Here is a 20687-nt window from a genome sequence, read left to right as displayed (position 1 = left end):
GAGAAAGGTACAGGCCAAAGTCTAGAGTGAGGAGAAGGCTATGCGTGATGAGATTTTATCCCAGCTTTACTGGCGGCAGGGAGAATATGTTTCCGGACAGGAACTGGCAGATAAATTAGGGATAACCCGGGTGGCGGTATGGAAAAATATAGAAGCTTTAAAGGAAGAAGGTTACCTTATTGAAGCGGTAAGCCGCAAAGGATACCTTTTGCGTAATGGAAAGGAAATGATAATTCCCGGAGTGGTAAAGGCTGAGCTTAGAGGATGTCTTCTAGGGAGGGATATTATCTATTATTCCCAGCTTGATTCTACCAATGAAGAGGCCAAACGGAGGATTAATGCCGGTTGCAAGGTGGAAGAAGGCACGGTTATAGTAGCAGGCCGGCAAACAGCAGGTCGGGGCCGCATGGGGAGGAAATGGGAATCTCCTGCGGGAGGCCTCTGGTTTTCTGTAGTTTTATCTCCTGAGCTGGCAGTAAGCGAGCTGGCACTTTTGTCCCTGGTTTTTGCCCGGGCGGTAGCAAAGAGCCTGGATACTTTTCTTCCCGGCGGTTGCCAGATTAAGTGGCCTAATGATGTTTATGTTAAAGGACGCAAACTGGCGGGCATACTGCTGGAATTGAGCGGTGAGATGGATAGGGCTCATTATCTGGTGGCAGGGGTAGGGATAAATGTAAATGTGGCCAGGGAGGATTTAGCCGGGGAGATAAGGGATGCAGCTACTTCTTTATATATAGAAGCCGGGAGAAAAGTGGATATAAACAAAGTTTTGACAGGTGTACTTAAAAGTATGGATGATTATTATAATTTGTTTCGGGAAAGGGGTTTTTCTCCCATAAGGGAAGAATTTAAAGCCTGCTGTATGCATTTAGGCAGGAAGGTCAGGGTCAAAAGAGGCGAGGGGTATATTGAAGGGATAAATGAAGATATAGATTTTATGGGTAATATGGTTATAAACACGGGAAAGGAGATTATAAGGATAAGTACGGGTGATGTAAGCATTATATAGGGGTTTAGGAGGATAAGAGGTGTATTTAAAAAAGATAGAGATGAAAGGTTTTAAGTCTTTTGCCGAGCATACGGAAATAATCTTCAAGCCTGGCATTAATGTGGTAGTAGGGCCAAACGGCTGTGGAAAAAGCAACCTGGTAGATGCTGTACGCTGGGTGCTGGGTGAGAATAACATACGGGAATTAAGGGGACAAAAGAGTGAAGATGTGATTTTTAACGGTACCGACAAATTTCGGGCTTTGAGCATGGCCAGTGTGGAAATTGTGCTAGATAATGCTGATGGCCTTTTGCCTCTGGATTATAGTGAAGTAGCGGTAGGACGCAAGATTTTTCGTTCCGGGGAAAGCGAGTTTTATCTTAATAAAGCACGCGTGCGGCTTAAGGATATAAATAAAGTTTTTACCGGTACCGGGCTGGGCAAATGCGGTTATTCTATAATAGGACAGGGTGAACTGGAAGAGGTTTTGAATGGGGCTCCTATGGATAGAAGGCTCATTTTAGAAGAAGCTTCCGGGATTATAAAGTATCGTCAGCAGAGGGATGAGGTAAAGGCCAGGATTGCAAGTACCAGCAGCGATCTGGTAAGGATTGGAGATATCCTGGGAGAACTTAAAAAGCAAAGGGATGAGCTGCATAAGAAGGCGGAAAAAGCTGAGCTCTATCTGCGGCTCAGGGAAGAGTTTAAGGATTTGCAATATAAAGTAAGCCTTTTCGAAATAAAAAAGCTTACTGATCATCTGTCGGAACAGGAAAAGCGCTGGGAGGAAAAAAATGAAAAATTAACTCTGCTGCTGGCAGAACTCAAGGATAGGGAAAAAAGGTGGGGGGAAGAAGAAAAACTGCTTTTTAAGCAGAGGGAATACCTGGAAAAGTACAGGGAAGAAAAACATGGTCTGGAAAACGAGATAAATGAGCTGCAAAACCTTATTAATTTAAGCGGGGAGAAGATAAAAAATAAGGAGGAAAGGATTAGAGCGGCTAGAAAGGATCAGGTTAAATATAAAGATATGCTTCAGGGCATAGAAAAAGAACTGGCCAAACTGGAACGGGATTATGAAGAGGCCGAGAAGGAGTATGAGGAGAAAAAATGTCTTTTTGCCGGGTTGACAAGTAAACTTAAGGAATTGGAAGGCGAAATAGAAGAGGAGCACAGGGATTTTGAAAAGAGAAAAGAACTAGTTTTTAAAGCTGCTGAAGAGGCAGCTGGAATTAAGAACCGGTTGCGATCGGGAGAAGAAAGGCTGAAAAAGCTTAAGGAAAAACGGGAAAGGATGGCTGTACGCCAGGAGGAAATAGAAGAACGCTGGCAAAAACAGAAGGAAGAGATTAACTTTTTAAATGCGAAAAAGGCAAAGGATGAGAAGCTGATTTTACAGCTGGAGACTGAACTTGCTGAGCTGGAGGAGAAGAGGGGATGGCTCCTAAAGGAAGTGGAGAGGACAGCAGGCTATCTGGATACTCTAAACCGCAAACAAAGTGAGACCGTACAGAAGATTATACACCTGGAAAATATACGCCGTAATTTTACCGGCTATTCTTCCGGGGTAAGGTTTATAATGCAGAATAAAGAAAGCCTATCTGGCATACTGGGGATATTAGGGGAGCTTATTACCATTCCCGCTGGCCTGGAAACGGCAGTGGAGGAAGCTTTGGGTAAAGGGCAGGAGAATGTAGTCGTAGATAAGGCAGTTAATGCGGAAAAAGCTATTGACTTTTTAAAAAGGAATAATGCCGGAAGGGTAACTTTTCTTCCTTTAGATATGCTTAAGGCAGGAAGGATACCTGATGAAGTGGCCAAAAAAATAACGGGAAAAGATGGGGTTTTAGGGATAGCTTCCCAGCTGGTAAAATATGACCCCTTTTATGCGCAAGCGGTGGAATATCTATTAGGACGAGTCGTGGTGGTGAGGGATATAAAAACAGGGGTAGCTTTATTCCGCAGTCTGGATTATCCTCTGCGCATAGTAAGTCTAGAAGGAGAAGTTATAAATGGGAGTGGGGCCATGACCGGCGGGAGCAGGAAGGAAGGAGGGAAAACCCCTATCCAGTATAGGAGTGAAGAAAATAAGCTTAAAGCGGAGAAGGAAAAGCTGGAAAGGGAAATTTTTCGTGCCGGAGAGGCTCTGGAAAGGGTAAAAGGAGAGCTTAGAAAAATCGATGAAGTTATAGAGGATAAAAAGAAAACCCTTGCCGAAGTCAGTTTCACCCTGGACATGCTTATTAAGAATCTGGAGGAGGCCGAGGGAAAAAAATCCTGGCTGGAAAAAGAGAAAAATGCTATCTTACAGGAAGAAGCCCTGATGACAGAGGAGATTAAACGACTGGAAGAGGAGATGCAAGGGCTTTATTGTGAGCATAAAGAAAAGGAATTTTTAAGTGAAGAAAGGGAAAAAGAACTGGAAGCTTTGAAGATAAGCCTGGAGGAAAAGAAGCGGGACTGGGGCGTATATAAAGAAAGGCTTAAGGCTTATCAGGAACAGATAGAAATGAAAGCTAAAGAATGTGCCCAGTTAAAACATAATCTGGAGCAGTTCAAAAGGGTGGAAGATTCTTACCGAAAGTCGCTGGCTGAGGCGGTAAAGCTTGAGGAAAGGATTGCGGAGGAGATTAAGCAGGAAGAGAAGGTTTATGAAGAGGCCCAAAGAAAACTGAAGGACAGGCTTGTTAAGCTTTCTCAGGTTAATCAGAACCTGGCTAAGGAACGGGCCCGGGAAGAAGAAACGAGGAGAAATATTGAAGAGTTAAAGATGTTGATGAACCCTTTGCGGGAGGATATTAACCGGCTGGAGAAAGAACTCAAAAATCTGGAAATAGCTAAAGCCCGGCTGGAGACGGAGCTTGAAGCGGCTAAAGCCCGTTTTGTGGAAGATTTTAAAAAGCCGGTGCCCTCAGAAATAGGGGAAATACATACTTCCCGGGAAAACAGCGAATACCGGCAGAGGATGGAAAGCTTAAAAAGCCGGATAGAAGATATGGGAACGGTAGATGTGGAAGCTATAAATGCGTATCAGGAGTTAAAAAACCGCTTCGACTTTATGCAAGAGCAGTATGATGATTTAAACAGGGGAAAAGAAGCCCTGGAAAAGCTTCTAAAAGAAACGGAAGAGCTGATGCACAGGGAGTTTATAAGCTTTTTGGATCAGGCTAATAAAAGCTTTAAAAAGACTTTTACAGAAATTTTTGGGGGAGGAGATGCCGTTTTACGGCTGGAAAATGCTGAAGATAAACTGAGTGCAGGGGTAGAAATCGAAGTAAAGATGCCAGGCAAAAAAACCCAGGCTTTAAGCCTGCTTTCGGGAGGGGAAAGAGCTCTTACCTGTATTGCCTTTATCTTTGCTCTTTTGAGGTTAAAACCTGTTCCTTTCTGTTTGCTGGATGAGATTGATGCTGCACTGGATGAGACTAACCTTACGCGTTTTGCCCGTTTTATAAGGAAGATGGCGGAAGAAGTACAGTTTATTATTATCAGCCACCGGCAGGCTATGATGGAAGCAGGAGAAATTGTTTATGGAATAACTATGCCGGAAAAAGGAGTTTCTTCGGTTTTAACTTTGAGTATGAATGATATAGAGAGCCGGGCAGGATAAATTTACTGATGGAGGATGAGATCATGGCTTTTTTTGACCGTTTTAAAGGGAAAAAGCGGGAAGAAAATGAGGAGAAAAGGAAAGAGGCAAATATAAAAGCAGAAGAAGACCGGGCAGAGAAGACAGCAAATGATGAAGCTAAAGAAAGGGAAGAGGCTTTACTGCGAAAAGACCAGGGAAAAGAAGGGGAAGAAGAGAGAAAGGAGAATAAAAGGGCCGGCTTTTTTGAACGTTTTAAGCAGAGTTTAAGTAAAACCCGGGCTAATATAGGTGATAAAATTGTTAATCTGGTTAAGACTAATAAAAAGTTAGATGACGATTTTTATGAAGAATTGGAAGAAATCCTTATTCAGGCTGATGTTGGGGTAGAAACTTCGCTGGAACTGGTAGAAAATATACGCAAGTCAGCCAGAAAGAATAAGATTACCGATTCCGAAAAGGTTATGGATCTAATAAAAGAGGAGACTGCTCGAATTTTGGGCGTTTATGATACTTCCCTCCGGGTAGAAACAGATGAAAAACCGGCAGTTATACTGGTCGTTGGGGTTAATGGAGCAGGTAAGACTACTTCGATTGCTAAACTGGCTTACCGTTTTAAACAGGAAAATAAAAAAGTGCTGCTGGCAGCAGGGGATACTTTCCGGGCAGCAGCTATTGACCAGCTGCAGATATGGGCAGACCGGGTAGGGGTTGAGCTTATAAAACACCAGGAAGGGGCTGATCCCGGTGCCGTAGTTTTCGATGCGATAAATGCCGCGAAAGCGCGCAAGGCAGATATCCTGATTATAGATACCGCAGGACGGTTGCAGAATAAAACTAATCTTATGAAAGAAATAAGCAAGGTAAGAAATATTATCGAGCGCGAAATTCCTTCTGCTCCCCATGAGGTGCTCCTGGTAATAGATGCTACTACCGGACAAAATGCGGTAAGTCAGGCGAAAATTTTTAAAGAGGCTACCGGGGTGACAGGTATCATCCTCACCAAACTGGATGGTACAGCTAAAGGAGGTATAGTCCTTTCTATTGCGAAAGAGCTTAATATACCGGTGAAACTGGTAGGCATAGGAGAAGGCATGGAAGATCTGCGTACTTTTGACCCGGTATTGTTTGCCGAAGCCCTTTTAGAAGCCGGGGAAGAAAATGAATAAGGAGGAGTGAGTGATAATGCCGGATATTGCTATAATAGGTGGGACCGGAGTATATGACCCTGACCTTTTAAAAGATACTAGAGAATATATAGAGAATACCGTTTATGGTGATGTAAAAATAACAGTGGGCCGGTATGAGGATATAGAAGTGGCATTTATTCCTCGCCACGGCAAAGACCACAGTGTACCTCCCCATCTGGTAAATTACCGGGCTAACATTATGGCTCTAAAACAGATAGGGGTAAAAAATATAATCGCCACCGCCGCGGTAGGTTCTCTCAATTTTGATTTAAAGCCCGGGCATTATTTACTGGCTGACCAGTTTTTAGATTTTACTAAAAGCCGCAAGAATACTTTTTATGAAGGCGGGGAAGAAGGGGTAGTCCATTGTGATATGACTGTCCCTTACTGCCCGGAAATAAGAAAGGCGATAAAAAAGGCCGGGAATGAACTTAATCTTACGGTGTATAATGGTGGAGTTTATGTGTGTACTGAAGGGCCGCGTTTTGAAACGGCAGCGGAAATTGCGATGTTTAAGATGCTGGGTGGCTCCGTAGTGGGAATGACCAGTGTGCCGGAGGTATGCCTGGCCCGTGAATTAGGCATGTGTTATGGCAATATATCTATAATCACCAATTTTGCGGCTGGTATTTCCCCGCATATTTTGACCCATAGTGAAGTAGTAGAAATGATGAAAGAAAGCATACATGAGGTAAGAAGGCTTATTATGCACAGCCTTAAATATATTCCCCGGGAAAAAACTTGTGACTGCAGCAAAATACTTGATGAAAAAGGGGTTATGAAATGATAAGGACGGTATATTTGGAAAAGGACGAGGTAGTAATTTTAGACCAGACCAGACTTCCTCTAGAAGTAGCTTATGCCCGTTTAGATACGCCGGAAAAGGTGGCCCAAGCTATAAAACTTCTGATGGTAAGAGGAGCACCTCTTATTGGTGTTACAGCAGCTTTTGGGCTGGCCATGGCGGTTGATAAGTTTACAGGGAGTAAAGAAGAGCTGGTTCCTTATTTTAAGAAGGTTAAAGAGCTTTTAGCTTCGACCAGACCTACGGCTGTAAACCTTTTCTGGGCTTTAAACCGTATGGAAGAGGTTTTTAATTCCTCATTAGATGAAGATTTAAAACAGATCAAGGATAAGCTTAAGCAAACAGCTGAAGAGATGTATGCAGAAGACATAAAAATCAACCAGGCGATAGGAGAAAATGGCAGTAAGCTTTTGCTAAGGGATAGCCGGATAATGACTATATGCAATGCCGGCGCCTTGGCCACCTGCGGGTTTGGTACGGCTCTGGGAGTAATAAGGGCAGGTTTTGCCGAAAACAAGGTTAGAAAGGTGTGGGCCTGTGAAACCAGACCGGTTTTACAGGGTTCGCGCCTTACCGTATGGGAACTTATGCAGGATGGTATACCGGTAACCCTTATAACCGATAATATGGCCGGTTATGTTATGAGCCGGGGGGAAGTTGATGCGGTTATTGTAGGAGCTGACCGGATAGCAGCGAATGGAGATACAGCTAATAAAATCGGTACTTATTCCCTGGCCGTACTTGCCCGCCACCATAATATACCTTTTTATGTAGCAGCACCGTTATCTACCATAGATTTTAGCATAGAAAGCGGCAGGCAGATTCCGATCGAAGAAAGGGATAAAGATGAGGTGCGCAAGATAAGAGATGTCTATATTACGGTGCCTGAGGCTGATGTATTTAACCCGGCTTTTGATGTAACCCCGGCTGAGCTAATAAATGGTATAATAACAGAAAAAGGGATAATAAGTCCCCCTTATAAAGAAAATTTAAAAATACTAAAAGGAAAGTGATATTATGCGTTATGTAGAGGTAAGACGAGAAGTTTGCATGACGGCGCGCGAGATTTATGAAGCCAGGCTGGTGGCAGGCACCTGGGGAAATGTCAGTGCATGGGTAGATGATGTTATGGTGATTACTCCCAGCGGCATGGATTATGGGACTTTAAGTCCGGAAGATATGGTGATAGTAAATGGTGAGGGAGAAGTAATAGAAGGTTTTTTTGCTCCTTCCGTAGAAACCCCCTTACATCTGGCCATTTATAAGAATCGGCCTGATGTCAAAGGGATTGTCCATGTACACAGCCCTTATGCTACTGCTTTTGCAGTGGCGCGTCGGCCTATTCCGGTAATACTGGAAGAGACGGCGCAGGCGATAGGACATGAGATACCGGTGGCCCCTTATGCGCATTGCGGAAGCGAAGAACTGGCCCATCATGTAGTGAGGACTCTGGGGCAGGATAAGAAAGCAGTTCTGCTGGCTAACCATGGTTTGATTACCGTAGATGTTTCACCTTCAGCTGCCCTGCGGGCATGCTATATTGCGGAAAGAACGGCTATGATTACTCTTTTCGCTGAACAGATAGGCAGTATAAATATCCTGGCTGACGAAGATGTAAAGTGTCTCTATGAAAAATTTAAAAATTATGGCCAGAAGAAAGACCGATAATTTTTAAGGAGGCTTTAAAGGTGGAGTTGGTAATAAGGGATGTAAGCATTATTACTATGGATGAGGAAAGGCCGTTTATAGAAAAAGGGTATATAGTGGTGAAGGGGGATAAGATAGAAGAAATAGGAGAGGGAGAACCTCCTTATAATTATGACCGGATACTGGAAGGCCGGGATAAGCTGGCTATGCCGGGTTTCATAAATACCCATACCCATGCCGCTATGACTTTACTGCGGAGCTATGCCGATGACCTCCCGCTTATGGAGTGGCTGCAGAATAAGATATGGCCTCTGGAAGAAAAACTTACCCCTGAATATATATACTGGGGAACTATGCTGGCGATAGCAGAGATGATAAAGAGTGGAACTACTGCTTTTGCCGATATGTATTTTTGCATGGAAGAGGTGGCCAGGGCGGTAGAAAAAACAGGGATAAGGGCGGTTCTATCCCGGGGCATGGTAGGGATAGGGCCTCAGGCTGACCTGGCCTTAAAGGAGAGTGAAGAATTTATTAAAAACTGGCATAATGGAGCTGGGGGAAGGATTACGGCTATGCTGGGACCCCATGCTCCTTATACCTGTCCTCCTGATTATCTTAAGAAAGTGCTGACCCTGGCCGAAAAAACCGGTGCAGGCATACATATTCATGTAGCCGAGACTAATACTGAGTTCCGGGATATAAAAAAAGCCTACGGTAAGACACCAGTGGAACACCTGGAAAGTATAGGGCTTTTTGAACATAAAGTCCTGGCTGCCCACTGTGTGCATCTTACCGAGAATGATATAGATATAATGGCCAGATATGATGTAGGAGTAGCTCACAATCCGGAAAGCAATATGAAACTGGCCAGTGGTATTGCTCCGGTTCCCCAGCTTTTGGAAGCCGGGGTTACAGTAGCTCTGGGGACAGATGGAGCTGCCAGCAATAATAATCTGGATATGCTGCAGGAAATGCGCAGCTGTGCTCTATTGCATAAGGTAAATAGTATGGATCCTACGGTTATTCCGGCTTATACTGCCTTGAAAATGGCTACGGTTAATGGGGCCCGGGTTTTGGGGCTGGAAGATAAAGTAGGACAGCTTAAAGAGGGGATGAAAGCCGATTTCATACTTATTGATCTTGATAAACCCCACATGAATCCCCGTTATGACCTGGCTGCCAATGTGGTTTATGCTGCTCAGGCAGGAGATGTAGATACGGTTATTATTGATGGGAATATAGTTATGGAAAATAAGGTTATAAAGACTTTTGACGAAGAAGAGGTAATCGCCAGGGCTAATTTTATTGCCCGCCAGCTGGTGCGGAAAAGACAGGGGAGTTAATAAGCCATGAAACCGGTTGTTTCTTTTGTCGGATGGCATAATGCGGGCAAGACTACTTTGCTTACCAGGGTGGCCCGGGTTTTGCAGGAGAAAGGGATAGAGGTAGCCGTTATCAAACATGCTCATCATGGAATTGACATAGATACGGCAAATGATTCCGGAAATATTTTTGCTTCCGGAGTGCCTCTGGTAGTAGCTGCCTGTGCCGATACCGAAATAGTTTACCGCAGGTATTCCACCCCCCGTTCCTTAAACCAGATTGTAGCTGAAGTTGCGCCTTATGCGGATCTAGTTATTACCGAAGGTTACAAAAAAGCCGGTTATCCCAGTATAGAAGTTATGCGCCAGGATATAAGCTGTGAGTACCTGGATGTGCCCTATTTGATTGCCCGCGTGGCTGATTTCCAGGCAGATGATAAAGGGGGAAAGATAAAGGTTTTTTCTTTTGAGCAGGTAGAGGATTTAGCTTTATATCTTATGGAATATTTTAAACTTTGAGACCTATTGATAGTTGATTTTTTGCCGGTTATGGTTGATAATTTAAAGTACTGAAAATTTGCACATATTGAGGCTTATAAAAAGGGACAAAAGAACCGTCCCGGTGGTGAAGGAGGTTTTCATGCCGAGAAGGGTTAAATGCCGACGGGTAGCGCATATACCGCGTGCTAGCTGTTTTAAGCCAGCAGGAATTCCCGCCTGTGAGCTGGAAGAGGTGGTATTAAAGCTGGAAGAGGCAGAAGCTTTGCGTTTAAAAGATTTGTTAGGTTATGATCAGTTTGAGTGTGCTGAGCAGATGGGGGTTTCCAGGACCACCTTCCAGCGCATACTGGTCGAAGCCCACCGCAAGGTGGCTGATGCTATTATAAATTCCAAAGCTTTACTGCTGGAAGGCGGAAATTATAAACTGCATGAGGTAGAGTCTGAAGAGGGGTTTGATGATCCCAAATATAATGCCGCTGAAGATGCTGATTTATGAAGAAAGGAATAAGTAAAGGGGTGAAGGATAACCTCTACAGGTTATCCTTTTTTGTTATTTTTTTCACTTGATGAGTAAGGAGGAGTGAGATAGTGGGGAAAAGCTACGCGGAAATTATAATGCCTTATAAGGATAAGAAAGGAGGCCTTATCGAAGCTTTTCACGCTCTGCAGCGGGAGTTTAATTATATTCCCGAAGAAGCTTTAAAGGAAGCAGCCCGCATTTTTAAGATTCCCGAGTCTAAAGCTTATGGGGTAGCTACTTTTTATTCCCATTTTTCGGTGGAAAAAAGGGGAAAATATATTATCCGTATGTGTGAAAGTGCTCCCTGCCATGTAGCAGGAGCAGGAGAAGTATTAAAGGCTCTGGAACAATATTTAGGCATAAAAGTAGGAGAAACTACTCCTGATGGGAAGTTTACCCTGGAACTTTGTGAATGTGTAGGGCAATGCCAGGCTATTCCGGTTATAACCATAAATGATGATGTGGTGCTTAGTGTAAGCCCGGAAAGAATTCCGGAGATCTTGAAAAAGTATGAATAAGGGGGGAACAATATGAACGGGGAAAAGCGTATACTACTGGAGTATGCAGATAAGATAAATCCGGAAAAGGCCGAAGATTATATAAAGGTAGGCGGATATAAGGGATTAGAAAAGGCGCGAAAAATGAAGCCTAAACAGATTATTGAAGAAGTCAAGAAATCAAAACTCAGAGGTCGGGGAGGAGCCGGATTTAGCACGGGAATGAAGTGGAGTTTTGTTCCCGAACATGCACCGGTAAAATATGTAGTATGCAACCTGGATGAAGGTGAACCTGGAACTTACAAAGACCGCATAATATGCGAAAAAAATGCCCAGGCCCTCCTGGAAGGAATGGCTATCTGCGCGCTGGCTATCGGAGCGAAAAAAGGCTATATATACTGCCGGGGGGAATATCCCCATATAGTCAGATTGCTTAATAATGCGATAGAAAGTGCTAAAAAGGCCGGGGTTTTAGAGGATTTTGATATTGAAGTCCGGATGGGAGCCGGAGCTTATGTTTGCGGTGAGGAAACTGCCCTTATCGAATCGATTGAAGGGAAAAGGGGAGAACCTCGTTTTAAGCCTCCTTTCCCCGGGGTTGAAGGCCTGTGGGGAGTTCCAACTGTAGTAAATAATGTGGAGACTTTTGCGTGTATACCATATATCCTTACCCATGGAGCTGAATGGTTTGCCTCGATAGGAGCTCCTGATTATCCGGGGACCAAAGTGCTTACCCTGACAGGAGATATTAATAATCCTACCTATTTTGAAGTGCCGACCGACTATTTATTATCAGATGTAATATATAAATTAGGCGGAGGTATAAAAGGAGGAAGAAAATTAAAAGCCGTACAGGTAGGTGGAAGTTCCGGAGCTTTTATACCCCCGGAAAACATCCATACATCTATTGATTTCGATTCCATGAGCAGAATCGGAGCCAGTTTAGGTTCGGGAGCTGTTTTTGTTCTGGATGAAACCCGGGATATAGTAGATGTAGCTACCCGTATTGCCAAATTTTTTGAACATGAGTCATGCGGTAAATGTAATCCCTGCCGGGAAGGAACTTTCCGCATGTATGAAATGATGCAGAGGATTAATGCGGGAAGAGGAAGTGAAGAGGATTTGGAAAATATTCTGGTTTTGTCCCGGGTAATGCAGAAGGCTTCCCTTTGCGGACTGGGACAGGCAGCTCCTATTCCTATTGAAACAACCATAAAGCATTTTCGTGAAGATTATATGCGAAAATTAATGTAGAGCGGAGGGAGGAGTTAGGAAGTGATAACCCTTACTATAGATGGCAAAAGAGTAACGGTTCCTAAAGGGACCAGCCTTTTAGATGCCTGCCGTATAGCAGGTGCGGATATACCTACTCTGTGTCATGATCCCGAATTAAGTCTGGCTGGTTCCTGCCGCATGTGTGTGGTGGAGGTAGCAGGAAGGCGTAATCTTATCGCCAGCTGTGTTACTCCCGCAGAAGAAGGTATGCAGGTGGAAACAGAAAGTGAAGCGGTAATCGAGGCAAGAAGAATAATCCTGGAGCTTCTTCTGGCCCGACATAAACTGGAGTGCCATGTCTGTGAACGGGATGGCGACTGCAAACTTCAGGATTACTGCTACCGCTACGGGGTAAAAGATAGCAGGTTTAAAGGAGAAGAACCCCACTTTTATAAAGAAGACCCCAATCCGTTTATTGAAAGGGATTATGACAAATGTATCATGTGTACCAAATGTATAAGGGCGTGTGCCGAGATTACGGGTGCGTTTGCCATAAACCTGAAAAATCGCGGGCATAATGCAGTTATTTCTACTGCTTTTGATTTAGGGCTTAAAGATTCTACCTGTGTGTTCTGCGGCCAGTGCATAATGGTATGCCCGGTAGGATCTCTGGTAAGCAAGGTGGAAAAGGGACGGGGAAGAACATACCAGACGGAAAAGGTAAGAACCGTCTGCACCTACTGTGGGACGGGATGTACTTTAGAGCTTAAAGTCCTTAATGACAGAGTAGTAGGAGTAAACTCTATCCGGGATGAAAAACTTAGTCCTGCCAACCGGGGAGCTTTATGTGTTAAAGGCCGTTTTGGCTGGGATTTTATCGATTCCCCGGAAAGGCTTAAAGAACCGCTGGTACGCAAAAACGGTGAGCTAATGCCGGTAAGCTGGGAAGAAGCCCTCGATTATACGGCAAAGAGGCTTAAAGAAGTTAAAGAAAAGTGGGGATCTGATTCTATTGCGGTTTTTACCTCAGCCCGTACTACCAATGAGGAAAATTATCTCCTGCAAAAACTGGCACGGGCAGTTATAGGAACTAATAATATTGACCACTGCGCGCGTCTCTGACATTCGGTTACTGTCTCCGGTCTGGGGGCAGCGTTTGGCAGTGGAGCCATGACTAACAGCATAAAAGACCTGGAAGAAGAAGCAGAAGTTATTTTCCTGATAGGAACTAATACTACCGAAAACCATCCGGTTATAGGATACAAGATAAGGCAAAATGTCTTAAAGCGGGGAGCTAAGCTCATAGTAGCTGATCCGCGCCGGATTGAACTGGCTGACCTGGCAGAAGTTTATCTGCCCTTTAAGCCGGGTACGGACATAATGCTCATTAATGCCATGATGCATGTAATTATCAAGGAAAACCTCCTGGATAAAGAATTTATAGAGAAGCGCACGGAAGGTTTTGAAGAAGTAAAAGAAATCGTGGAAAAATATACGCCTGAGCTGGCAGCCAGGATTTGCGGAGTGCCTGCTGAAGACATTGTAAAGGCAGCCCGTATATATGCTGAGGCGGATAAAGCAGCTATATGTTATGCCATGGGAGTTACCCAGCACAGCAAGGGGACAGATAATGTAAAAGCGATATGCAATCTGGCTATGCTTACCGGCAATATTGGAAAACCAGGAAGCGGCGTAAACCCCTTGCGCGGCCAGAACAATGTGCAGGGAGCCTGTGATATGGGAGGCTTGCCTGATGTATATCCTGGTTATCAAAAGGTAGAAATAGAAGAAAACCGGAGCAAGTTTGAAAAAGCCTGGGGAGTAAAACTGCCTGACAGGAAGGGCTTAACCCTTACGGAAGCTATAAATGCTGCCCTGGAAGGCAAAATAAAAGCTTTATATATCATGGGGGAAAATCCCATGCTCAGCGACCCGGACAGCCATCATGTCGAAGAAGCCTTAGATAATCTGGAGTTTCTGGTAGTGCAGGATATATTTCTCACCGAAACGGCAGCCAAGGCAGATGTAGTATTGCCGGGAGTAAGCTTTGCTGAAAAAGATGGCACCTTTACCAATACTGAAAGAAGGGTACAGAGGGTAAGAAAGGCGGTAAATCCCCGGGGTAATGCTAAACCTGATTGGCAGATATTATGTGAAGTTGCTACCCGTTTAGGCTATCCTATGTCTTATCAGTCACCGGAGGAAATATTTGAAGAAATAAGGAGCTTAACTCCGTCCTATGCCGGGATAACTTATAAGCGCATAGAAGAGACCGGGATTCAGTGGCCGTGTCCTGATACCGACCATCCGGGAACTCCTATACTGCATAAAGAAAAATTTGTACGAGGGAGGGGCAAGTTCCATCCCGTAGAATACCGGGAGGCTGCCGAGATGCCGGATGACGAATACCCGCTGATTCTTACTACCGGGCGCAACCTTTATCACTACCATACCGGAACCATGACCAGAAGGGTAGCAGCCATTGACCAACATAAACCTCACAATGAGGTAGAAATACATCCCCGTACCGCACAACTTTACGGGATAAAGGATGGAGATATGGTAAGACTTAGCACCCGCCGCGGCAGTATAAAGCTTAAAGCGCGCATTACAGAAAATATAAAAGAAGGAGTTGTATTTACTACCTTCCATTTTGGAGAAGCAGCTGCTAACCACCTTACCAATGCTTCAGCTTTAGACCCGGTAGCCAAGATACCTGAATTCAAAGTAGCAGCAGCCAGAATAGAAAAGATATAGATTTTCAGGTTTTAAGAAGAATTTGAATACCCTGCCGTTTATATAAAAAATAGCGGCAGGGTTATTTGGGTTTGGGAGGTATTTTGTGATATGATAAATCTTAATATTTGGCGGAAAGATGAGGTGCATGATGGCACGGCTTTTGGTTTTGCTGATTACTTTGGCAATCTGGATAATGTTAAATTATTATATAGGAGTACACGGTCTTCAAGTCTGGGGAGATTTGTTTAAGGGAAACCTCCTTTTGTACTGGACAGTTTTATTTTTGCTGGCCCTTTCTTATCTGCTGGGAAAAATAGGGGAAAGGATTTATCCTGGCAGGTTAAGCCGCTTTATGACGGTAATAGGTTCCTACTGGCTGGCCTTTTTCTTTTATGCTTTTCTTATGCTTGTTTTTATTGATATTCTGCATATGGTAGATGGCTGGCTTAACTTTTTGCCGGCATTCGTTAAGGAAGCTAATTTTTATACCGGGACAGCTGTTTTATTATTTTTATTAGCATTAGTTGTTTATGGGAGCTTCAATGCCAGAAATCCTGTAATACGGCAGTATAATATAACTATTGCCAGGCCGGCTAAGAATGTGGAGAGATTACATATAATTATGGTTTCTGACCTGCATTTGGGCAGTATAGTAAATGACCGGCGGCTTATGGAATTAGTAGAAACTATTAATAAAGTAAAACCGGATCTGGTTTTTCTGGTAGGAGATATTATTGATGAAAATGTAAAGGTTTTTAAGCGATTAGGAATGAAAAAAATATTAGAAAAATTGAAACCGAAAATAGGAGCTTATGCTGTCCTGGGTAATCATGATTATTATGGGGGAGAATATAAAGAGGTTATTAAATCTTTAGAAGAGGCAGGGATTAAGGTTTTGCGCGACCAGTATGAGCTGGTTGCAGACAGTTTTTATCTGGTAGGAAGAGATGATAAATTCAGCCGCTCCAGGCAAAGCCTGGCTGTTTTGCTGCAGGATATTGACCAGAGTTTCCCGGTTATAGTGCTGGATCATAATCCGATTGATATTGAGGAAGCCCGGGCGAATCAGGTTGACCTTCAGCTTTCCGGGCATACCCATAAAGGCCAGCTGGCTCCCTTAAACCGGATTACCAGGAGGCTTTTTGCCACGGACTGGGGATATTTAAAAATCGACAATTTGCAGGTTATCGTTTCGAATGGATTTGGCACCTGGGGACCTCCTGTGCGTATAGGCAACCGACCAGAGATAGTCGAGATTTTTTTGCAGTTTGATAAAGTTTAAAGCCGCGACCATATCAAGATGAAGTAAATTATTAAGGAATTGCTTCCTTTTTAGTAAATAGATTACAGGGGGAAGGACTAGCCCGGCGGCTAGTCCTTTAATCTATATTATGGGGGGATGGGGGATTTAACTTAATATTTTTTTAGGCTAATGCTGGATTAACTTTTCGGCTGGCTTCTTCTACATTTTCAACTCTACCGCGGCGGAAGCTGATATCAGCCTTACCGGTGTGGAGCTGCCACATATGCCAGAAGACATAAGGTATTATCATAATCGCATTTATGATTCCCCAGATTTTCAAGACTTCCATGCTATGGAAGGGGGAAGCATCCATAATAAGTGGGAAGAAATCTAAACATGCCCGTAAGAGCAAATGGATAGCCAGTGTATATACCCGGGCAATAATGTATAGCTCTGGACGACCTTTGATTATAGGATAGATTTCAGCTGCCAGAAGAATACAGAGTGAGCTGAAGAAATATACCGGGCTTTCTGCATATACAAAACATGCGTTCCAGGAAGTGTAGATAAAGTTCCAGGCAGCTGTAGTATAGGCGATCAGGTCGCCGTGAGGTTCAGTAGATATTTTCCAAAACTTAGTAGGAAAAGGAATAGTTACGCAGAGCAAGAAACCGCATAAAGCATTGAAATAATTGCCCAGAGTTACATCTTTAATAGTAGCTTCCATTATGTTCAGAAACAGAATGCCGTAGAAGAACCACAGAACCCAATCCTTTTGCAAAAATTCCCAAAAACGTCCTTTTCTTTGCTCATAGACGGCAATACGAGCCAAACCTACTACAATGGTAGGAAGAATAACACTCAATATTTTGGCCCAGCGAAACCAGCCTTCTACGCCGCCGTTAAGCCACAGTGGAAAAGTAAGCAGTGAAAACAGGAAAAAATACATAGAAAACTTATAATATTTACGCATAAAGCCGATAAAAAAGAGCAGGAAAGCCATGTAGGCTGACATAGAAACAACATACATCCAGGCCGGAATAGCCATAAACAAAAACCTCCTTTCAGGATTAAACAATAGATTACATAACGAACGTTCGGTTGTGAATATAATAACAAATATTGACGAAAAATGCAATAAGGCAGGCAAATTTTTACCTACAAGTTTTTATACATGTGGATTTGCGTGCAGTTTGTGTTATTATAGTTTTTGATATGATGAAAAAGGATTGGGCAGGAAATGCAGGAGGGCAATTAATTATGAGCACAGATGGCAAAAATAAGATAAGAGAAGCGGCTTTGAGGGTTATAAGTGAACAGGGGATAGCAGGTGCTACTATGCGGGTTATAGCCAAAGAAGCAGGTGTGAGTACAGGAGCTATATACCACTATTACCCGGCAAAAGAAGATATTTTATACGATATCATGGATGTGAGCCTTAAGGCTTCTACCCAGGTAGCCGAAAGGGCCAAGAGCGGTGAAGCTTCCCGGCTGGAGATAGCCAGAGATGTTTATGAAAATCTTATTGAGAGGTTTAAAAAAGTGCAGGAAAACAGGTTGCAGTTTTACCTGGCCCATGAGGCTATACTGGGCAATGAGCAGCTGCAGAAACGGTTCCAGGAAAAATACGATGAATGGATAAGCAGGATTGAAGATATTCTGCTGGCTGCCTATGAGGCCAGGGAAGGTAAGGCTACCCGCGCTTTTGCTGCCTGGCTTCTGGCGGCGGTTGATGGTATGGTGCTGCAGGATTTGCTGGATGTGAAGGCAGCAGATAAAGAAATGCTTATGCAGGTTTTTGATATTTTGCTTACTGAAGGTATTCCGTGTTTTCTTCAGCTTATGGAGAAAAAAGGGATTTTTGCAGATTAGATAAGGGCATAAGGAGGCTAAGATGCGCTTTTTTTTAGGGCTTATTATTTTACTTGTTGCTGATCAGCTCAGTAAATATGCAGTGATAACCAATCTAGAATTAGGGGAAAAATATCCAGTCATTGATGAATGGTTTACCTTAACTTATATCCATAATAAGGGAGCAGCTTTTGGCATAATGGAGGGGGGGTACTGGTTTTTTGTTGTAGCAGCTTTGCTGGCAGTAGCCGGCATGATTTATTATGTGGCCAGGTATAAACCTCATCCGTTCCTGGAGTGGGTATTAGGCATTATAGCGGGAGGAGCCCTGGGAAACCTTATTGACCGGATTTTTTATCAAAGTGTTATAGATTTTATAAGCATAGGCTGGTGGCCAGTCTTTAATCTGGCCGATGTAGGGATAACTGTGGGAAGTGTTGTCTTAATCTTTTTTATACTTTATAGCGAAAAAAACGAAGAGGTGAAAAATGGATAGTATAGAAATAATATGGGTAGATGAAGAAAACGAAGGAGAAAGGCTGGATGTGTTTATAGCCGAGAGTATTCCTAATCTTTCGCGTTCCGGGGTGCAGAACCTGATTCAGGCAGGAAAAGTTACAGTTGATGGCAAGGTTAAAAAGGCCAGCTATAAAGTCAAAGAAGGAGAAAAAATAACTGTTGCCCTGCCTCCTCCGCAAAAAATAGAAGTTCAGCCCCAGAATATTCCGCTGGAGATTATATACCAGGATAGTGACCTGGCAGTTATAAATAAACCTAAAAATATGGTAGTACATCCTGCCCCGGGCAACCCGGATCATACCCTGGTTAATGCCCTGCTTTATCATATAAAAGATTTATCGGGAATAAATGGTGAATTGAGGCCGGGGATTGTGCACCGGTTGGACAAAGATACTTCAGGGGTTATGGTAGTAGCTAAAAATGACCGGGCCCACAGGATTTTGGCCCAGCAGATTAAAGAACATACCATAAACCGGGAATATACTGCTCTGGTACATGGGGTAATAAAAGAAAACCTGGGAACTATAGATGCACCTATTGGCAGAAGCAAGACTGACCGCAAGAAGATGGCGGTGGTGCCGGATGGGAAACCGGCAATAAGCCATTACCGGGTTCTGGAACGTTTTGCCAATTATACCCTGGTCAGGGTAAAGCTGTTAACAGGAAGAACCCATCAGATAAGGGTGCATTTTGCCTATATAAAACACCCGGTGGTGGGAGATCCCCTTTACGGGCCGGCCAAAAAACATCTGGGGCTTGATTCCCAGGCTTTACATGCCAGCTTATTAGGTTTTATCCACCCTTCTACCGGCGAGTACATGGAATTTACTTCCGAACTTCCAGAATACTTTAAGCAGGTATTGGAAAGTTTGAGGAGAAAATAGGAGTTAAAATTCTCTGTTTTCGGCATAAGTGGGTAATCGGGTTAATATTTTAAAGTGTATAGCCGATATAAAATAAACAAGGGGGAGAAGGTTATATGCAAATTTCACCATATGTTAAGGTAATAGGCAATAAGCTTTATAATTTCTATCTGGTTGGCAGCCGGGAACTTCTTCTGGCGGAATGCGGCACTCTAGCTGGAGCTTTGTATTTTATAGAGGAATGGGAGAAGCTTTCTTCCCAACCGGAGATAAAATATATATTAGTTATGCATTCCCATTTTGACCATGTAGGGGGACTTCCGCTTTTAAAATATTATTTCCCTGAGGCTAAGGTACTGGCCAGCCAGGAAGCAGCTGAGATTCTGGGCAGGGAAAATGTGGTCCAGGGCATAAAAGCGACCAATGAAAAAGTTTTGGATATATACAGGGAAAAAGGCCTTTTAACTGATAGCAGCAGAATTTCTGCTTTAAAACAGTATGATTTTAAAATTGATAAGGTTTTGCAGGATGGGGAAATATTAGAGGTAGATGGATTACAGGTAGAAATTATAACCTCACCCGGACACAGTCCCTGTTCCCTATCAGCCTATATACCGGAAGATAAAGTTATGCTGGTTTCCGATGCACTGGGCTATAAGACACCGGAAGGGTTGATGTCCCCGGTATTTTTCCATGATTATGATCTATACCTGCAGACTATAAACCGGCTTGCTGGTTATGCAACAGATATTATAGGGGTAGGACATGGAGAAATAATAAAGGGTAGAGAAGATGTAGAAAAATTTTACCAGAAAGCCTTCAAGGCGGCTGAAGATGCCTTTACCTTTATTGCTGCCAAATTGGCCGAAGGGGTTGAAGAAGATGTGATAGCCGGGAAACTTTATGATAAATACATGCAAGGAGCTCTGGCCTTATATCCCCGCGAAGTAATGGTAAGCTCCATGTATGCTTTGATAAAACGGGTAAAAACCAAATCTTCGAATCGTAACAGTTTTTAATTTGGGGACGGTTCTAAATTGCAAAAGTATTACGAGTGGTAAAATTTTTAAATGGATAATAATATTTGCCGGGTGGTATAGACGGGTGGATTTAAGGAAGGCTTTTTATGCGGACATGGGGATCAAGCCTGCAAAATAAAGAGTATTGCCATGTAAAGCGGATCTGAATACCAGAATAC

18 protein-coding genes are annotated in these 20687 nt (G+C 43.4%); 17 read left to right on the top strand and 1 reads right to left on the bottom strand.

From position 1 onward, the window contains the following. Window positions 1-40: 40 nt before the first annotated feature. The 13 genes from BUB92_RS07360 (at window position 41) to BUB92_RS07300 (ending at window position 16295) form a co-directional block, all read left to right on the top strand. Window positions 41-1009 (top strand): biotin--[acetyl-CoA-carboxylase] ligase, encoded by a 969-nt coding sequence (locus BUB92_RS07360; RefSeq protein WP_073092246.1) that lies wholly within the window; start codon window positions 41-43, stop codon window positions 1007-1009. 19 nt (window positions 1010-1028) lie between these two features. Then, window positions 1029-4598, top strand: coding sequence for a chromosome segregation protein SMC (gene smc / locus BUB92_RS07355; RefSeq protein ID WP_073092245.1), 3570 nt, complete (start codon window positions 1029-1031; stop codon window positions 4596-4598). Between the two features lie 8 nt (window positions 4599-4606). Continuing rightward, window positions 4607-5746, top strand: coding sequence for a signal recognition particle-docking protein FtsY (gene ftsY / locus BUB92_RS07350; RefSeq protein WP_242939022.1), 1140 nt, complete (start codon window positions 4607-4609; stop codon window positions 5744-5746). Between the two features lie 16 nt (window positions 5747-5762). After that, window positions 5763-6554 carry an S-methyl-5'-thioadenosine phosphorylase gene (gene mtnP, locus BUB92_RS07345; RefSeq protein WP_073092240.1) on the top strand — a complete coding sequence of 264 codons (792 nt, stop codon included), beginning with the start codon at window positions 5763-5765 and terminating at the stop codon, window positions 6552-6554. Beyond that, window positions 6551-7585, top strand: a complete 1035-nt coding sequence (mtnA, locus tag BUB92_RS07340; protein ID WP_073092237.1) for an S-methyl-5-thioribose-1-phosphate isomerase — start codon at window positions 6551-6553, stop codon at window positions 7583-7585. The genes mtnP and mtnA overlap by 4 nt, the downstream gene beginning before the upstream one ends. 4 nt (window positions 7586-7589) lie before the next feature. After that, window positions 7590-8240, top strand: coding sequence for a class II aldolase/adducin family protein (locus tag BUB92_RS07335; protein ID WP_073092235.1), 651 nt, complete (start codon window positions 7590-7592; stop codon window positions 8238-8240). A gap of 20 nt (window positions 8241-8260) precedes the next feature. Then, complete coding sequence (locus tag BUB92_RS07330; protein WP_242939021.1) at window positions 8261-9562, top strand: amidohydrolase; 1302 nt, start codon at window positions 8261-8263, stop codon at window positions 9560-9562. Window positions 9563-9568: 6 nt separating this feature from the next. After that, entirely contained in the window at window positions 9569-10060 is a 492-nt protein-coding gene (gene mobB, locus BUB92_RS07325) for a molybdopterin-guanine dinucleotide biosynthesis protein B (protein ID WP_073092232.1), read from the top strand. A gap of 121 nt (window positions 10061-10181) precedes the next feature. Then, window positions 10182-10538: a DUF134 domain-containing protein gene (locus tag BUB92_RS07320; RefSeq protein WP_073092230.1), complete on the top strand. Its 357-nt coding sequence runs from the start codon at window positions 10182-10184 to the stop codon at window positions 10536-10538. Between the two features lie 92 nt (window positions 10539-10630). Then, window positions 10631-11080: an NADH-quinone oxidoreductase subunit NuoE gene (nuoE, locus tag BUB92_RS07315; protein ID WP_242939020.1), complete on the top strand. Its 450-nt coding sequence runs from the start codon at window positions 10631-10633 to the stop codon at window positions 11078-11080. Between the two features lie 12 nt (window positions 11081-11092). Beyond that, window positions 11093-12313 carry an NADH-quinone oxidoreductase subunit NuoF gene (nuoF, locus tag BUB92_RS07310; protein WP_073092228.1) on the top strand — a complete coding sequence of 407 codons (1221 nt, stop codon included), beginning with the start codon at window positions 11093-11095 and terminating at the stop codon, window positions 12311-12313. 21 nt (window positions 12314-12334) lie between these two features. Continuing rightward, window positions 12335-15031: a formate dehydrogenase subunit alpha gene (gene fdhF / locus BUB92_RS07305; RefSeq protein WP_084728399.1), complete on the top strand. Its 2697-nt coding sequence runs from the start codon at window positions 12335-12337 to the stop codon at window positions 15029-15031. Between the two features lie 130 nt (window positions 15032-15161). After that, complete coding sequence (locus tag BUB92_RS07300) at window positions 15162-16295, top strand: metallophosphoesterase (RefSeq protein WP_159432317.1); 1134 nt, start codon at window positions 15162-15164, stop codon at window positions 16293-16295. Window positions 16296-16437: 142 nt separating this feature from the next. On the opposite strand, the gene BUB92_RS07295 is transcribed toward BUB92_RS07300, so the two are convergent. Then, window positions 16438-17304, bottom strand: a complete 867-nt coding sequence (locus tag BUB92_RS07295) for a hypothetical protein (RefSeq protein ID WP_073092223.1) — start codon at window positions 17302-17304, stop codon at window positions 16438-16440. A 212-nt stretch (window positions 17305-17516) separates the two neighbouring features. Between BUB92_RS07295 and BUB92_RS07290 the strand changes: the two genes are divergently transcribed. The 4 genes from BUB92_RS07290 (at window position 17517) to BUB92_RS07275 (ending at window position 20508) form a co-directional block, all read left to right on the top strand. Continuing rightward, a complete protein-coding gene (locus BUB92_RS07290) occupies window positions 17517-18128 on the top strand; it encodes a TetR/AcrR family transcriptional regulator (protein WP_073092221.1) in 612 nt (203 codons plus the stop codon). Window positions 18129-18150: 22 nt separating this feature from the next. Next, window positions 18151-18603, top strand: coding sequence for a signal peptidase II (gene lspA, locus BUB92_RS07285; RefSeq protein WP_073092218.1), 453 nt, complete (start codon window positions 18151-18153; stop codon window positions 18601-18603). Beyond that, window positions 18596-19510, top strand: a complete 915-nt coding sequence (locus tag BUB92_RS07280) for an RluA family pseudouridine synthase (protein ID WP_073092215.1) — start codon at window positions 18596-18598, stop codon at window positions 19508-19510. Before lspA ends, BUB92_RS07280 begins: the two co-directional genes overlap by 8 nt. Window positions 19511-19605: 95 nt before the next feature. Then, window positions 19606-20508, top strand: coding sequence for an MBL fold metallo-hydrolase (locus BUB92_RS07275; RefSeq protein ID WP_073092212.1), 903 nt, complete (start codon window positions 19606-19608; stop codon window positions 20506-20508). The last annotated feature ends 179 nt before the right edge of the window (window positions 20509-20687 follow it).

It is taken from the genome of Thermosyntropha lipolytica DSM 11003 (assembly GCF_900129805.1).
Lineage (GTDB): Bacteria > Bacillota > Syntrophomonadia > Syntrophomonadales > Syntrophomonadaceae > Thermosyntropha > Thermosyntropha lipolytica.
This window is presented reverse-complemented; position numbering and strand designations above follow the sequence as displayed.

Bases quoted from the DNA above. Each gene is read 5' to 3' on its own strand.
- mtnP (WP_073092240.1), top strand. From the start codon at position 5,763: ATGCCGGATATTGCTATAATAGGTGGGACCGGAGTATATGACCCTGAC.
- nuoF (WP_073092228.1), top strand. From the start codon at position 11,093: ATGAACGGGGAAAAGCGTATACTACTGGAGTATGCAGATAAGATAAAT.
- BUB92_RS07290 (WP_073092221.1), top strand. From the start codon at position 17,517: ATGAGCACAGATGGCAAAAATAAGATAAGAGAAGCGGCTTTGAGGGTT.
- BUB92_RS07360 (WP_073092246.1), top strand. From the start codon at position 41: ATGCGTGATGAGATTTTATCCCAGCTTTACTGGCGGCAGGGAGAATAT.
- BUB92_RS07320 (WP_073092230.1), top strand. From the start codon at position 10,182: ATGCCGAGAAGGGTTAAATGCCGACGGGTAGCGCATATACCGCGTGCT.
- lspA (WP_073092218.1), top strand. From the start codon at position 18,151: ATGCGCTTTTTTTTAGGGCTTATTATTTTACTTGTTGCTGATCAGCTC.
- mtnA (WP_073092237.1), top strand. From the start codon at position 6,551: ATGATAAGGACGGTATATTTGGAAAAGGACGAGGTAGTAATTTTAGAC.
- BUB92_RS07300 (WP_159432317.1), top strand. From the start codon at position 15,162: ATGGCACGGCTTTTGGTTTTGCTGATTACTTTGGCAATCTGGATAATG.
- BUB92_RS07295 (WP_073092223.1), bottom strand. From the start codon at position 17,304: ATGGCTATTCCGGCCTGGATGTATGTTGTTTCTATGTCAGCCTACATG.
- BUB92_RS07335 (WP_073092235.1), top strand. From the start codon at position 7,590: ATGCGTTATGTAGAGGTAAGACGAGAAGTTTGCATGACGGCGCGCGAG.
- mobB (WP_073092232.1), top strand. From the start codon at position 9,569: ATGAAACCGGTTGTTTCTTTTGTCGGATGGCATAATGCGGGCAAGACT.
- BUB92_RS07280 (WP_073092215.1), top strand. From the start codon at position 18,596: ATGGATAGTATAGAAATAATATGGGTAGATGAAGAAAACGAAGGAGAA.
- BUB92_RS07275 (WP_073092212.1), top strand. From the start codon at position 19,606: ATGCAAATTTCACCATATGTTAAGGTAATAGGCAATAAGCTTTATAAT.
- ftsY (WP_242939022.1), top strand. From the start codon at position 4,607: ATGGAGGATGAGATCATGGCTTTTTTTGACCGTTTTAAAGGGAAAAAG.